Here is a 14,705-nt window from a genome sequence, read left to right on the forward strand (position 1 = left end):
AGTTTAGTTACTTTCCTGTTGTCTGAGTCCGGCAATACGTACCACGAGGTCCGCCAGACGGTTAGAATATCCAAACTCATTATCGTACCAACCTACCACTTTTACCAGGTCACCTACGATAGAAGTCAGCAAAGCATCGAAAGTACAGGAGTAAGGATTATCTATAACGTCTACAGATACAATAGGCGCCTCTGTATATTTCAGTACTCCTTTCATAGAGGTTGCAGCTGCTTCTTTGAACCGGGCGTTAATTTCACCAACGCTTTCAGGTTGTTTTTTAAGAATGCAGGTAAAGTCAGTAAGTGACCCATTCAAAACCGGGACACGTATGCCCGCCCCTCCCATTTTACCCTCCAGGTGTGGAAAGATGGTGGTGATGGCTTTGGCTGCACCGGTTGAAGTAGGTATAATGGAAGCGGATGCCGCACGCGCTCTCCGCAGGTCTCTGTGCGGTGCATCGTGCAGGTTCTGATCCCCTGTCATAGAATGTACAGTGGTAATGTAACCATCTACAATTCCCCAGTTATCATCCAGCACTTTTACCATAGGCGCCACGTTATTTGTCGTACAGGATGCATTGGACAATACTGGAGACGTAAGGTCTATCAAATGATCATTCACGCCCAACACAACAGTAGGAATATCCTTGTCCGGTGATGGCGCCGATACGATCACCTGTTTGGCGCCCGCCTGTAAATGCAGCTCCGCAGCAGCCTTGCTGGTAAATTTACCGGTCGATTCAATGACCAGGTCAATTCCCAGTTCTGCCCAGGGTAATTCCAGTGGATCACGCTGTGCCAGAACACGGATAGATTTGCCATCAATCACCAATGCATCAGCGGTAGCATGTACCTCTCCTTCGTATGGCCCATGTACAGAATCGTAAGTGTACAGATGCGCCAATGTTGGCGTATCTGCCAGATCATTGATTGCTATTACTTCGATTCCTTTTTTCTGCAGTAACATGCGCAAACATATCCTGCCAATACGCCCAAATCCATTAATAGCTATTCTCATATTAATATAGTTGTAACCCGCAAAGTTAGGAATTGTGTGCAACACAGCAGCAATTCTTTTAGCGGAAAGTCTCCTTAATAAGGAAAGCCTTCAAGGCTAAATCCACAGTCACTTTGGTTTTTATCTAATCTGTATTGGCATGGCTATACTGGGTATGTGCTAAGATCTAATACTCTAAGGCTCTCTATTATTTATAATATTCCATTTTCCATAATAACATAAATTTAAAAATATTTTATTCTCACTCCACCAGGGAGGAGGGTATTTTAATATAGGCAAACAATATTGCTACACCTACGTTGTTAATTTTTTGTTAATCATAGTACGCAGGTATTAACACGTGTGTATCATATTTGTCATTCTGATTCAATCAACGACCTCGATGAAATGAGTTATAATAATTGAGATTATTGCATAGGGATTATCAACTGTGATTTTATTTTGACGCTCACCAATACTGTGAAAAAAATGTATGTGAAATCCACCGCTCAAATGAAGAATTACTTCTGAATTATTGTATTCAATGATTTGATTAAACACTTTCGTTATCTTTATTGTTATCTCAATAAAGAAGCCTGATTGATCTCTCAATCAGGCCTATTTTTACTGTTCAACTATGCATGTTTAAGCTAATGAAATTGTATTAAACTCCATATCTTAGAGGCAAGATAAGTGATGTACAATAGTTGAATAAGGCATCTCACAAGCCAGTTAAGGAATGATAAAACTTGTTTCCGATGCAGATGGAGATGGTATCGGCTATTTAGAAATAGCCAATTCAGATATTGAACACCCCACTTCAGGTATATCTGAACCTGTTTTATGTGGTGATTTAAAAATAGTTTGGGCCAAGTTGCGATTGGACCCTTTCTAATACCCGGGAATTTTCGGGTGTTTTGCTTAGCCATAGAATTGGCGTTTTAAAAATCCAAGATCCGGCTCAAGTCTTTACGACTTGAGCTATTTTTTTTCTCATTTTGAAGGAATAATTTAAGTGGTGATTTAAATTTTATATTCTTTATACACAAAGTAATGACCAGTCGTACCATATCATGATCTTACTAAGACAGTTTCTGCTTATTATTACCGCTGTGAATGCCTTATGTGAGGATGTTACTCTCTTTTTTTCCTTGATAATGAAATGTGTTTAACAACAGATTAACAGCTCGTATATACATAGCCGTAACAGATTGGTAATATTGTCAATCAATCAGTATCGACAGTATTCAATTTAAAAGCAGTTAAGGATATAAAACGCGATACAGATACTCAAAAAAGAAATACTGATGATACCTATGCGGCCGGGATCATAGCTCAGATAACCGACATTGAAAACACAAAAGGCCATATGATTACAAAAACATCTGCTCGCAACGTATTTAACTTCCTAATGGAATTCGCTCGTTTTGCAACCGCAAATCTTTAGTGGCTGTAAGATTCTTGATAAGGGAAAAATTAATCGGGGTTCGAATCTCTTACACTTATTGCTTTTTGGTCAATTCGCACATGATTAACGAGTTATTTCAACTATTCCTAACTCACTAATAATCATATCTATAAGTAAAAAAAGATGGGTATCAGAAATGATGATCAGAAAAAATCTCAATACAAAATAACTCTATCGAATCCGCTTTTCAAATCGCAAACATCTGATAAATACCATCTTAAAACTAAAAATGTGATACAAAATTCAATAATGAACTTTTGTATCACATTTTGCGGAGAGAGAGGGATTCGAACCCCCGGACCTTTAACAGTCAACGGTTTTCAAGACCGCCGCAATCGACCGCTCTGCCATCTCTCCGGGTGCGAAATTATAAAACGTAATGATTTAAAAAAAAATTTGTTGCACTTTTTTTAATATTTTTTTTACCGGATATACGCAGCATCACCCGTTTCAGGTGAAATATTTCCTAAGAAGCCCCATGGCAAGGGGATACACACATACAATATAATCACAATACATCCAATGCAGTCTATCCTCATTTTCAGTAATTTTAAAGATGAACATCTTTTTTGAAGGACCAGTATTATGGTCACAGATAGACGCCAACATGCATTTGCGGCACTCTGCATATGCCGACTTTGCCGCACAGGCCAGGCTCGCCCTGCTGGATCATGTAGGACTCGAAGCCTCCGTATTTGCCAGACTGAAAGTAGGTCCGATCCTCTTCCGCGAAGAACTGCAATACCTCCGCGAAATAAGCCCCAACGACCGTGTGCAGGTAACCTGTGAACTCACAAAATGCCGCACCGATGGCTCCCGCTGGTCCATCAGACATGAAATCTACCGCGGCGACGGCACTAAATCCGCCATAGTGATAGTAGACGGCGCCTGGATCGACGTGCTGAAACGTAAACTCACCACCCTACCGGATGAACTGCAAACGAACTTCAAAGCGATCCCGCGCAGCAGCGATTTCGTGGAAGAACCAGTAGCACTATAAACAACTCAATATAAAGGCTACCCGCTCCGCTACCCGCACGCACGGTACCGTGATCAGTTCATAGCCATAACCAGCGTAGACTTCACGTATCACTTCATAGGTACGTACAGCCGTCGTAAAAGACTGCTTCCGTTCTGCATCCCCCCGGAAAATATCTTCCCAGGGTGGAAAGACAAATACATGCGGATGATACCTGAACCGGGTTCCCAATGCCTGCATATCTGCGGATAATAGCATACCGGTAAGTTTCGTATAGGCGATAACGTCAGGGATACCCCTGTCCAGGAATACCGGCCCTGGCTGATGCCCCCAACTGCTATAGTCACGCACCGCTGCTTCCAGCATCTTATCCCTGAATAGCATCGTGTCTCCCCACGGCAAGGCATTCCCTCCCACGCTTACCTGTTCCTGTATAATATTACGGCCTGATTCGGCCACCGTTGCATACCCCATATCCTGCAATGCAGATATAACGGTAGTCTTGCCCCCTCCCGGCCCGCCGGTGAGGACATACCCATTCTTTGTGATCATAAACTGTTACATGAAATAAATCAGAAGGAGTAAGCAACGCATGGCGTCGCTGTGTAGCATCACAAAGATACGGAACCTGCGCCATTTAAAATGCTACGACGCCGGTTATACGATAGTTATGCAACGGCGATTACCTGGTGGCAACAGGTTTGTTCTGCTTACTCTGCCGGTCTGATTCAAGCTCTTTTATAAAAGGCAGCTGATGTTGTACATAGGCCCTGGTAGTTTGTTCCAGGTAATTGTCCAACTGAAAAAACTGCGCAGCCCTGGTAGCCCCCAGCAGCTTATTCATCCGCCGGAAATACCTCATCTGCAAGCGGGAAAAATCGAGATCATTATTCATGAACTGTTTGGTAAGAGAGTTCATCTTCCTTTCATCCAGTGAAGAAAATTCTTCATTATACATTTTCAGTAAAGTCATCCTTTCTGTAAACCAGGGGCTTTTCTCTTCTTCATACTCCAGCAAAGCTTCTTCAAAGCTCCTGGCTTCCACTGGCGATATCTTAAGAAACTCAGAGATCAGCAACAACCTGTTTTTGCCGAAAATCTTTGTTACCAGATCTTCTTCTTTATTGTAAGAGGTGTTGAAAGATAAGGGGGAATCAGGTTCCTGCGCGCAGAGAGGTAATGCTGTACCCAGCATTATGAGTAAAAATATTACGCTTTTCATAACCGAAAGATTTTATATAACCGCCGATTGCCTTAAAAAAAACTGCCCATGCGATGAGGTGTCCTTGAGGGTGTTGATAGTTGTTGAAGTTACCAGTTCGTTGTACTTATATTAACGTAAAGAAGGGGGAAATGGTTGTGTTAATGGGGAGTTAACGGGAAAGGAATTAGCTTTTAGCCTTCGGCGCCACGGACCAGGCCCTGGCTGAAGGCTAAAAGCTATATCCTGAAAATTAACTTGCTTTCATAAATGCAGTGTGGGCTTCTATCGTCCACTGTTGATAATCCTCCTGGCGAATGTCCAGTTGCTCATCACGTGCTACTTCTTTGTTCTCACGGGAATCCCAGTAGCCTTTAGCCAATGACCTGATATTATCAAACGCCTGCTCATCTGTAGATGCATATTCACCGGGATAGCTCTTGTAGTTACCGATAGCCAGATCCTGGATTTCCTGCTTTACTGCCGCTTTGCTTTTCTTTGCCATGGTTAAATTTTTTTGGTTCAGTGTACCCGAAAACAAAAATGGTTCCTCAATGGCACACTGGGCGGCCATTTTAAGAAACCATTATCATAAAATTTTGTTAACTGGACGATCAGAGCAGAATATGCTTCATAAATACACTACCGAAATTACCCCATGATTTCATCACTTTGCCAACGTTATCCTTGAGCTCCGTATTATTGACCTTCTTCCCTTTGGCCGGGGCTTTCAGCGTATCGGGCTTCACATCATCCACTAGCACTTTGGTAGCAAACCAGGTAACGTGCTCATGAGGCAATGCAATACCCAGTATCATACCCGGCAATCCTGTAAAGGACTCAGGCCCACCGGGGGTAACAATCATATCCGTATAGAATGCCACTACATAAATGGAGTCCATAATAATAGCATTGGCACGCCTGCAGTCAAACCCAGCAATATTGCGGGTTTCATCGGTAATCTTCCAACGGATATTACGAACGGAATCGCTCACCAGGTACATTTGTTCAAATACTTTCTTCTGCGCAGTGCTCTGCTGCTGCTGAAGATTCGTATAAACAATATTCTGATCTGCCGGGGACTCCCGCCCCTTCATATTATCGGGGTTCTCTTTTCCCGGTTTGTAGAAAGTAGTGTTACCGGAGAAATACAAATCGAAATAATCCGTTCTAAACTTCGGTGTTTCCTTTTTCTGCAATTCCTTCCACGAATTGTCTTCGCCCGACCACATAGCATCCATCATGGCATGCATATTTTGTTTCTTCTCAAACTCAATACGTCCCTGCTTCACGAAGTTGGCATGCTGCGCATTGACAGCGAAGCCAGATAAAATAAGTATATAAAAGAACAGTTGCTTCATAAATTAGTTTTTAACGGCGCCTCCACCTGCCTTGTTGAAGTTCCAGATAAAAGACAACATACCGTAACGGCCGATTGTGCTGTAAGTACTCTGTGTAATATTATTGCTGGTTGCAGAACGGCTGAAGCCAATGTTCTGGTTGAGAATATCATTCACAGAAAAGTTCACTTCAAATGCATCCTGCTTGCCAAATTTCTTTGCCACATAAGCATTCCAGAGTGCCACGTTGTTGTTCGTGGTAAATACAGATGTCTTCTGACGAATGTTGTAATTCAGCTGTGAATGCAACCTCAGATTCCAGGGCAGGTAAAGCTCCATGTCGTGGTTGATACTGAAAGTCCAGTAATTGGTCTGCACCGATTTCTGTATGGACGACTGACTCGACGTATAATTAGCCTGTAATTCAAGCCATGACTCCACCTTCTTCTCTTTGGAATACCCAGAGTATAAACTCACGCTGGAATTAGTACCCTGTGTAACGTTCTGCAGATTATTCAGGTAACTTACATTCCGGAAGTAGTTGCCGCTGGCATTATACCCCACCCGTATTTCAGTGCCCTTCACCTTCCACCCCATATTCATATTAATCCCCGCATTCTGGTTACCGTTAACGTTGATAGCCTGTGTAGTACGCTTACCATCTTCTGTCATAACCGTATTGGACGCAATGGCATCCGTTTCGGTGCTGTAGTTCAGCGACAGCCACAGGTTGCGCTCTGTTATCACCTTGTAGTCTGAATAGCTCAGCCAGAAGTTATTCCGGAAAGAAGGCTTCAGATTAGGGTTTCCAATCACAATATTTAGCGGGTCTTCGTTGGCCCGTAACGGTTGCAGCTGGTTAATGGACGGTTGTTGCGTATTACCGTTATAACTTAAACCAAGACGGCGTTGCTGCGTGAAGTTATATCGGATGCTCGCCTGCGGATACCAGTTTACAAAGTCCCGGCGCTGCTTCTGATTCCTGAACATATCCTGCTGCTCATACCCCGTAAGGCCAACATTCGTACCCAAACTGATACGCAGCTTCTTTTTAAAGTAATTATAAGAGACGCCTCCCCTGTGCGTAAGCATATTAAATGCATAATCGTTACTGTAGGTGGTATCCTGCATATTGTACTTGCCACCAGCTCCCCTGTTGAAAGAGTTCCTGTTGGAATGACTGTTGGTTATATTGATCCCATAGTTGAACAACAGCGTAGAGGCCAGCGATAAAGGCTCTGTATAAGTAAGGTTTGTGTTGATGTTGATACTTTCGTTATTTCTGGTTTTATATTGATCGATCGACTGCGTAGAATCGAGTTTGTTATCTGTGAAGAATTCTGTTAATGAATTCAGATATCCGTCTCCGGTAGTTTTGCTGTAGTTCTCAGATACATTCAGAGAGAGTGTGCGGCCTTTCTTCTTCAGTTTCTTCCGCCACAGCAGGTTACTGTTCAATGTCCCCATATCCGTTACAGAGGTCGCGGTGCGGCCGTTCCGGTTTATCAGGGAGCTGTCCTGTGCCAATACATTGGACCCGAACTGGCTGCCACTCACTTTATGGTCCAGTCCTCCGTCAACATTAACTTTTATCGAAGAAGAGGAATCCAGTTGTATTTCGTAGGACCCGTTAAGACGATTGCGGAGAATATTATTCCTGAAATCTTCTTTCGAGTTACGGTAAAAGATTTTGCCAGGTTGAATATCCTGTACCGCTTCAGTGCTGTTTCCATCCACGTACAACTGCATCAGTTTGTAGTTGCCGTTAATGTTTTGCTTGTCCTGGTTCCATTTGTTATTGTAATGCAACCCTCCGGTCTGCACCAGCGGATAACCCCTGCCGGAATAGTTACCATCCCAGTTTACGAGGTCGTCGGATTGGGAGAAGCTGATGAACATATCTCCTGAAGCATCCATGGTAGCCATATCTGCCATACTTTCGCCGTACTTTTCCCGTTCATTCCAGTTAAGACCAGCTTTACCGGTGTTGGAAACAAACCCGTATGCAGAGAATTTCTGTTTCCCTTTAAACATATTCAACAGCGCCTGATTATCATGAAATCCCCTGTCTCCTGCGCCTACCTTCACTTTCCCGAAGTATCCATTTTTCTTGTTATCCTTCAGTTTAAGGTTGATGGTCTTGGCCTGCTTATCATCATCCACACCAGTAAAAGCAGCCTGGTCACTTTTCTTGTCATACAACTGCACTTTATCCACCATATCAGCGCGCAGGTTCTGGGTAACGAGCGTAGGATCATCACCAAAAAACTCCTCTCCATCTACCAGCACCTTCTTAACTTTCTGCCCTTGCGCCGTTATCTGTCCTTTATTGTCCACCTGGATACCGGGCAGCTTCTTCAACAGATCCTCCACCGTGGCATTAGGTTGCGTCTTATAACTGTCCGCATTGAATTCTGTTGTATCTCCCTTTATTTTGATCGCCGCTACCTTCTGTTGAATCACTACTTCATGTAGCAGTTTGGATCGCAGGGTAAGCATGAGCTTATCAAGGGACACAGCAGAAGTATCAGATAACATTAACGGTTCAACGTAATCCGCAAATGCCGGATAAGAGATCATAAGGAGATATTTCCCCGCTTTCAGGTCAGGTAGTTTAAACTGGCCTGATTCATCAGTTCTGGTGAACCGATACAGTATGGAATCTTTTGCATTGAGCAGCGCAACTACGCTGTTAGAGAGTTTAACGTGATTAAGTGTGTCTAGCACTGTTCCCTTCACTACAGCCTTCTGGGCATAACACAAATTAATAACGGTTAAACAACAAAGGAGAGATAATAATTTTTTCATTGTGCGGAAACTACAGATTTTACATTCATTCGGTATATGCCGATAAATGTCTATAATAAAATTTAAATAAAATAATAGCGCAGTGATAAGAAACTGTTAAAGTGCAGTCTATTTATCAAGTAGGTTATATGGCCTATAGCTATGGTTTCCGTGTTCCAACATGAATCGTATCCCGTACTAATAACTATTGATCAGTTCCATCAGTTCCTGTGCGCTTAATTTGGCAGATTGATCCGTTCCTTCCAGGAGACGGTCTGCGAGATCGCGTTTATTATGATGCAGGTCTATGATCTTCTCCTCAATCGTCTGCCTTGCAATCAACCTGTAAATGGTCACCGGCCTTGATTGTCCGATACGGTATGCACGGTCCGATGCTTGTTCTTCTATTGCCGGGTTCCACCACGGGTCCATATGTATCACATAATCGGCGGCGGTAAGGTTCAGTCCGAGCCCTCCGGCTTTGAGACTGATGAGGAACAGATCCCCTTTACCTCCCTGAAAATCCTTTACCAGCGTTTCTCTTCGTGCCAACGATGTTGAGCCATCCAGGTAAAGATAATTGATTCCAATGCCATCTAACGTCTCCCGGACAAGATCAAGATGCCGAACAAACTGGCTGAACACCAGGGCCCGGTGGCTGTTGGAGATCAGCTCCTGTACAATCTCCATAAACACTTCCAGCTTCGAAGAACCAATCTGGCTTTCTGTATCAACCATTTTAGGATGACAGGCGGCCATACGCAAGCGGCTGAGCTCTGTCATTGCCCGCATCCGCTGCTGCCCCAGACCACTGCCTTCATACGCGTGGATATTCTCAATGGCTTTACGGCGCAATGCTTCATAGAAGGCAGATTCCTCTGCAGATTGCGTTACCAGTTTCATGATCTCTGTTTTCGGTGGAAGCTCATCCAGCACAGCCGTTTTGGTACGACGTAGGATAAACGGCGCCAACAGCTTTTTCAGATGCTGCTTCACCGTACTATCAGGATACCTGACCGACGGGAAAACAAACTGTTCATTAAAATGCTGCAGGCTACCCAGCAATCCCGGATTCAGGAAGTTGAACAGGTTCCAGATTTCACCCATATGATTTTGTATAGGCGTTCCTGTTAGCATCAACCTGAATGCTGCCTGTAGCGACATCGCAGCTTTTGATGTTTTAGTCTGATAGTTTTTGATGGTATGAGCTTCATCCAGCACAGCAGTAGTCCATTGGACCGCCGACAGCAACGCCGATTCCGACTGCAGCAGGCCGTAGGTGGTCAGTACCACATCAAAAGGCCCGACAGTCTTCAGGGTCCCCGCTCTCCTCCCCTGCTGCAGATATACAATATTGAGCGATGGTGCAAAGCGTGTCAGCTCCCCCACCCAGTTGGGAAGCACAGACGCAGGACATACCACCAGCGCCGGCCCGTCCTTCGCCCTGTACAGGAGCATAGTGATCGCTTGAATGGTTTTCCCCAGGCCCATATCATCCGCCAGGCAGGCGCCCGCTCCCCATGCAGCCAGGTGAGTCATCCAACGGAAACCCTCTTCCTGGTAGGGTCGCAACGTTGTCTGCAAAGTAATTGGAACGGGAGCCTGTAAATTCAAAGCAGTAACACGCTGTTGTATAAATGTCTTCCAACCCGCGTCAGTACTGGCACTCCCCGCCTGTTCCAGCCACTCATCCAATACCGGTGCTGCAAAGCGCGGAATAAGTACCTGCTGATCCTTAAACGCAATACTTGATAGCTCCTGTAAACGCTTACGGAGACCAGCTTCCAGGGCGATGAATTCCCCGTTGCCCAGTGCTACAAAACGTTTTTGCACCATACGCTCGGTATCCAGTAGCTCTTTCAGAGAAAGCACCAGCAGCTCATCAACCGCCAGTTCTCCATTACAGCTAAACCAATGCCCTTTTTCCCTCACCCCCAGCTTGAGCTGCTGAAAACCCGCTTCTCCACGTACTTTGATACGTTCGCCCTCCGGCCATTCCGCCCTCGCAATATCAACATTTGCACGGATGATCTCCAGCAATTCCAAGGCATCCAGCGGATCTTCAAAAATGATGGCGTCATCTGCCAGCTCCTGCGGCACCAATTGCAATACAAGGTTTTGCAGGGTAGTCATATTGTTTCGTTCACGCTCCAGGTCACGCACCGCCTGCCAGCGCTCTCCGTTGCTGATGCCGATGATATGCTGCGCCCCCTCTCCGGGTTTGCAGTAAGGAGGATCTGAAGTAAATGGCTTTACAAAGAAGGCCGCCTTCAGACCATCCCCTAGCGGCAGCAACTGCACAACAATACGGGAGTCTCCAACGCGCTTCTGCAAACTGATACTACTTCCACTCAGATCTGAATGAATAGTGATATGCGCCCCTATTGTTCTCAATACCTGCATGAGCTTCTCCTTACCATCCGGCGGAACCACCGGTATCTGCGAGAGCGTCTGCAATACGCGCCGCTGCTGGGTTGTCAGCTTAATCACCTTCAGCCGCACCGGTGTTTCGCGCATGAATATTGTTTCATTGGAATAATCCGTGATATTGGTACTGAATGTATACCCCCTGCCAGCCTGGTTCACAATCAGCTCCGGCGCGCCTTTCATGATCTCCACCGGCACGGTGGGATCATCAGCCGCAAATAAATACGGATGACCAGCAATTTCCTCCCAAACCCTGTCATCGAAAGTATAGGACGCTCCGTCGTGATTAAAGTAATGCGTTTTCTGAATAGTAGCACCTATACGAAGATCCTGCTCCACCATTGCCTCTGCCTTTCCTTCCTTCAGTTTCTTAAGCGCTACAGCCCTCCCGTTACTCCAGCCGCCACCTGCCAACGATGTTTGTAAAACCGGTTGTATCCTGTAGTGATCAAAGTCTATAAGATACACCAGCCGCAGCGATGGAATGTATTTACCTTTCTTCAGATTCGCATCCGCACCTAGCAGGGTATTAAGCAGCCTTTCCCATTCCGGCATCTGCTGCATCATAGATGCCACCGGCGGATCTGCTATTATCTTCTCCGCTTCCCGGTAGTCGGATTCATACCCGCCATAGCCTTCATCCCGCAATAGGTACAAGTACTCGTATAGAAGCAACCGGTAGTGATGCTGCGCAGCCAGGCGCAGCAAAGTGGAAGCAAGCGGTTGAAACGTATACACCAGGCGGCTCTGCGGGCAAAACAATCTCAGACACAATAACCCCAGGAAACACAATAGATTGCTCTCCCTGGCCTCCAGCAATACTACCAGCAGGTTTTCCGCTTTCTCCTTCCGGCCCGCGTGAAAATGCAGCATGCACAATGCCGGCGTTAGTGAAGGCGTCAGCTTTTTTTCATAGGCCGCCGTGATCTTCGTAATAACAGGATTACCCTTCTCTCCCGGCAGCAGCGTAAGCGTATAGGCGTAGTAGAAAGCAAACAGCGGGGACAACGGAATGCTGTGCTTTTTATCTTGTTGGCGTTGTCGTTTGATTCCCTTTTCAAAAAAGGTCAGCGCTTTATCCGGCGACTGCCTGTAAAGCCAGACCACCGCCATTGCAAAAAGATCATCTTCATTTATATCTGTATCAGGGATAGCCAGCTGTCCCTGTAACATTCCCGGTTCAGGAAGTGAATAGGACTGCTGCCGGCTGAAGGCCTCCAGCTCCGCCAGCGGCGGCATTTTCAGCATACTGAACTTTACAGCGTAAGTGAAGATCCGCTCAAAAGCCGCTGCACTGAAAAGTTGCAGCAAGGCGCTGTACACCGGAAAGAACAACATGTACGACAACCAGGGCTGATAGGCATCCAGCTGCAATTCCATTCTTCTTACCGGCAGCGAAAGCAGGTAACGATCGCCGGTGAAATAGCTGATGAGCAACTGTTGCAGCTCCTGCATATGAATACTGATACTATAGAATGCATGTATCACCTGGCGCGTCTGTTGCAGTACCACCGTATATCTTTCATTGGTAATATTCACCGGGAATAGCCCCAGGTTCAGCTCCGGCGGCAGTATGTAACTACCGGAAACATTCAACCGCACCAGTCCTCCCTGCTGCAGTTGCTGCAATATATCATCCAGCTCTTTACGGGAAATTTTGCCAACTGTGTTGACTACATTAAACAATGAATATTTATCTACCGGGTAAAAATAAAGGGAGAGAATATCCATTACCAGCTTCGCATCTGCTGGCTGCGACGCATACTGTTGCAGAAACCAGGCTTCCTTGATCATGCCTTAAAAATAAGGTATTTTTTGCAGGTAGGTTAGCCAGACTGATGTAATGGAAACCCGGGGAAAGAAAGGGAGTGACGGCGCCTGCAATAAAAACAACGAGTAGTAACAGGCCCGCCATGTAAAAAACAATTCCCTTATAACAGTTGAGAGAGTAGATTTTCATTCCTCACTAATTAAATACTTTTTTGGAGCTACAAACATGGTTGTCAAACATTTCTTCTATCCTGGCGAAAGGAGAGAATGTAAAATTATTATAAGATATGAATCAGGCATAGTACAAAAGCGACATTTTCCAACAGCAGTTAATCCATGTAACTATGAAGGCGCACCGTTGTGATCAGCTGTTCTTCGTTGAAGAAGGACGGCGTAATACCGGCAAACTCTTTAAAGTCACGGATAAAATGCATCTGATCATAATAGCCGCTGTCATAGGCTATTTTAGTCCAGGTAGCCTGGGGATTCAGTTCTTTCAGATGATAGGCCCGGCAAAATCTGACAAGGCGTGCATAGCGTTTGGGGGTCATACCAACTCTTTCCAGGCACTTTCTTTCAAACTGGCGTACACTGAGACAGGCGTCTGCCGCTGTTCTTTCAATAGGGATGCTGCCGGCACTGCGCACCAGTTCATCCATCGCCAGATCTATAGACAAGGTTGGTTTGAGGCGGGACAACTTCTTCAGCAAAAATTTCTCCACGATCCGGAACATCTCATACCAGTCTGATGTTTCTCTGAGTTGACAGTTTACATCGTCAATTTCGCGGCCCAGCAAAAGCTGTGTATCAAAATCCTGCTCATACATTTCAGACATAGGAATATTCAGCAGCCGGAAAAGCCCGCCGGGCTTGAAAGCCACCCCCAATGCAAGGTGATGTTTTCCCATGTCCAGCATCACCGATCTCTCTAGCGGTCCAACAGTCAGGGAGGCCGATTTGGTAGCATAGGTACTACCTTCTCCCCTGAGTACTCGCAGTGGATCTTTAATATAAAACATAATATACCGCTGATACGTAGGGACGAAACGATATACGCTGGAAAGAGCGTTGCTGTCTGTGAAGTCGGCGCTGATTATCTTTATGCTGCCAACAAATTCCTGCAGGGCAGGATGTATGGGAAATACCTGGGTCCTCATCATGGCTGTGGGTCTACTGCTACCAAAATAGTAAATTAAATGGAAATGTATTGTTAGAGCTAAATCGCATCGCCATCCATATTAATCAAAAAAAATAAATAATTGTATAAGAATCAATGTAAAATTATCAATTATAAACAAATTTGTTTACGCAATAATGTTTATATTTGAGGAACAATGAAAGATGACATTTCCATATTAAAAGGGGTACATCCGGGTATTATCCTGGAAAGAGAACTGAAGAAAAGAAATCTTCTGAAGGGACCTTTTGCGCTTTCAATAAATGAATTTCCCCAGACACTGAGTGCCATCACGAAGGGCAAAAGAAACATGAATACAGCACTGGCACTGAAGATTGAACAAGCGTTGGATATAGAGGAGGGCTTTTTTATGACTTTAAAGGTATTCTATGACATAAAGGAATTAAAGCGTCAGCAAAAAGACAAGCGCCACCCGGATTTAGCCCGGCTCAGACCCGCGTTATTCTGGGATACCAGGATCAATAAAATAGATTGGCAACAACAAAAACGCGCTGTCATACAACGTGTTTTTGAACGTGGTAACAAGTTGGAAAAGGACG

General features: G+C 45.0%; 11 protein-coding genes and 1 tRNA gene. 3 read left to right on the forward strand and 9 right to left on the reverse strand.

Annotation, left to right across the window (positions count from 1 at the left end; genetic code table 11):
- Positions 1-3 precede the first annotated feature (3 nt).
- Positions 4-1,017, reverse strand: coding sequence for a type I glyceraldehyde-3-phosphate dehydrogenase (gap, locus tag VM802_RS20360; protein WP_325533965.1), 1,014 nt, complete (start codon positions 1,015-1,017; stop codon positions 4-6).
- A gap of 718 nt (positions 1,018-1,735) precedes the next feature.
- On the opposite strand from gap, the gene VM802_RS20365 reads away from it, so the two are divergent.
- Complete coding sequence (locus VM802_RS20365; protein WP_325533967.1) at positions 1,736-1,891, forward strand: hypothetical protein; 156 nt, start codon at positions 1,736-1,738, stop codon at positions 1,889-1,891.
- 845 nt (positions 1,892-2,736) lie between these two features.
- On the opposite strand, the gene VM802_RS20370 is transcribed toward VM802_RS20365, so the two are convergent.
- Positions 2,737-2,821: transfer RNA gene (locus tag VM802_RS20370), tRNA-Ser, on the reverse strand.
- 199 nt (positions 2,822-3,020) lie between these two features.
- On the opposite strand from VM802_RS20370, the gene VM802_RS20375 reads away from it, so the two are divergent.
- Positions 3,021-3,464, forward strand: coding sequence for an acyl-CoA thioesterase (locus VM802_RS20375; protein WP_325533969.1), 444 nt, complete (start codon positions 3,021-3,023; stop codon positions 3,462-3,464).
- Here VM802_RS20375 and VM802_RS20380 read toward each other — a convergent pair.
- The 7 genes from VM802_RS20380 to VM802_RS20410 form a co-directional block, all read right to left on the reverse strand.
- Complete coding sequence (locus tag VM802_RS20380) at positions 3,459-3,995, reverse strand: AAA family ATPase (protein WP_325533971.1); 537 nt, start codon at positions 3,993-3,995, stop codon at positions 3,459-3,461. The genes VM802_RS20375 and VM802_RS20380 overlap by 6 nt on opposite strands.
- A gap of 130 nt (positions 3,996-4,125) precedes the next feature.
- A complete protein-coding gene (locus VM802_RS20385) occupies positions 4,126-4,665 on the reverse strand; it encodes a hypothetical protein (RefSeq protein WP_325533973.1) in 540 nt (179 codons plus the stop codon).
- A 232-nt stretch (positions 4,666-4,897) separates the two neighbouring features.
- Complete coding sequence (locus VM802_RS20390) at positions 4,898-5,149, reverse strand: hypothetical protein (RefSeq protein ID WP_325533975.1); 252 nt, start codon at positions 5,147-5,149, stop codon at positions 4,898-4,900.
- A 109-nt stretch (positions 5,150-5,258) separates the two neighbouring features.
- The gene (locus VM802_RS20395) at positions 5,259-6,005 is read right to left on the reverse strand and encodes a GLPGLI family protein (RefSeq protein ID WP_325533977.1); all 747 of its coding nucleotides are present in this window, start codon (positions 6,003-6,005) and stop codon (positions 5,259-5,261) included.
- 3 nt (positions 6,006-6,008) lie between these two features.
- Positions 6,009-8,792, reverse strand: coding sequence for an outer membrane beta-barrel protein (locus VM802_RS20400; RefSeq protein WP_325533979.1), 2,784 nt, complete (start codon positions 8,790-8,792; stop codon positions 6,009-6,011).
- Positions 8,793-8,969: 177 nt separating this feature from the next.
- Positions 8,970-12,992: a DEAD/DEAH box helicase gene (locus tag VM802_RS20405; RefSeq protein ID WP_325533980.1), complete on the reverse strand. Its 4,023-nt coding sequence runs from the start codon at positions 12,990-12,992 to the stop codon at positions 8,970-8,972.
- Positions 12,993-13,297: 305 nt separating this feature from the next.
- Positions 13,298-14,128, reverse strand: a complete 831-nt coding sequence (locus VM802_RS20410; RefSeq protein ID WP_325533982.1) for a helix-turn-helix domain-containing protein — start codon at positions 14,126-14,128, stop codon at positions 13,298-13,300.
- Between the two features lie 174 nt (positions 14,129-14,302).
- Between VM802_RS20410 and VM802_RS20415 the strand changes: the two genes are divergently transcribed.
- Positions 14,303-14,705, forward strand: a 403-nt coding sequence (locus VM802_RS20415; protein WP_325533984.1) for a helix-turn-helix transcriptional regulator, incomplete at its 3' end; no start/stop codon positions are given.

This window comes from Chitinophaga sp., assembly GCF_035538455.1.
GTDB lineage: Bacteria > Bacteroidota > Bacteroidia > Chitinophagales > Chitinophagaceae > Chitinophaga.

What these genes read in the sequence shown, in the direction of transcription:
- gap (WP_325533965.1), bottom strand. Translation starts at nt 1,017, where the DNA reads ATGAGAATAGCTATTAATGGATTTGGGCGTATTGGCAGGATATGTTTG.
- VM802_RS20390 (WP_325533975.1), bottom strand. Translation starts at nt 5,149, where the DNA reads ATGGCAAAGAAAAGCAAAGCGGCAGTAAAGCAGGAAATCCAGGATCTG.
- VM802_RS20400 (WP_325533979.1), bottom strand. Translation starts at nt 8,792, where the DNA reads ATGAAAAAATTATTATCTCTCCTTTGTTGTTTAACCGTTATTAATTTG.
- VM802_RS20410 (WP_325533982.1), bottom strand. Translation starts at nt 14,128, where the DNA reads ATGATGAGGACCCAGGTATTTCCCATACATCCTGCCCTGCAGGAATTT.
- VM802_RS20385 (WP_325533973.1), bottom strand. Translation starts at nt 4,665, where the DNA reads ATGAAAAGCGTAATATTTTTACTCATAATGCTGGGTACAGCATTACCT.
- VM802_RS20395 (WP_325533977.1), bottom strand. Translation starts at nt 6,005, where the DNA reads ATGAAGCAACTGTTCTTTTATATACTTATTTTATCTGGCTTCGCTGTC.
- VM802_RS20380 (WP_325533971.1), bottom strand. Translation starts at nt 3,995, where the DNA reads ATGATCACAAAGAATGGGTATGTCCTCACCGGCGGGCCGGGAGGGGGC.
- VM802_RS20365 (WP_325533967.1), top strand. Translation starts at nt 1,736, where the DNA reads ATGATAAAACTTGTTTCCGATGCAGATGGAGATGGTATCGGCTATTTA.
- VM802_RS20405 (WP_325533980.1), bottom strand. Translation starts at nt 12,992, where the DNA reads ATGATCAAGGAAGCCTGGTTTCTGCAACAGTATGCGTCGCAGCCAGCA.
- VM802_RS20375 (WP_325533969.1), top strand. Translation starts at nt 3,021, where the DNA reads ATGAACATCTTTTTTGAAGGACCAGTATTATGGTCACAGATAGACGCC.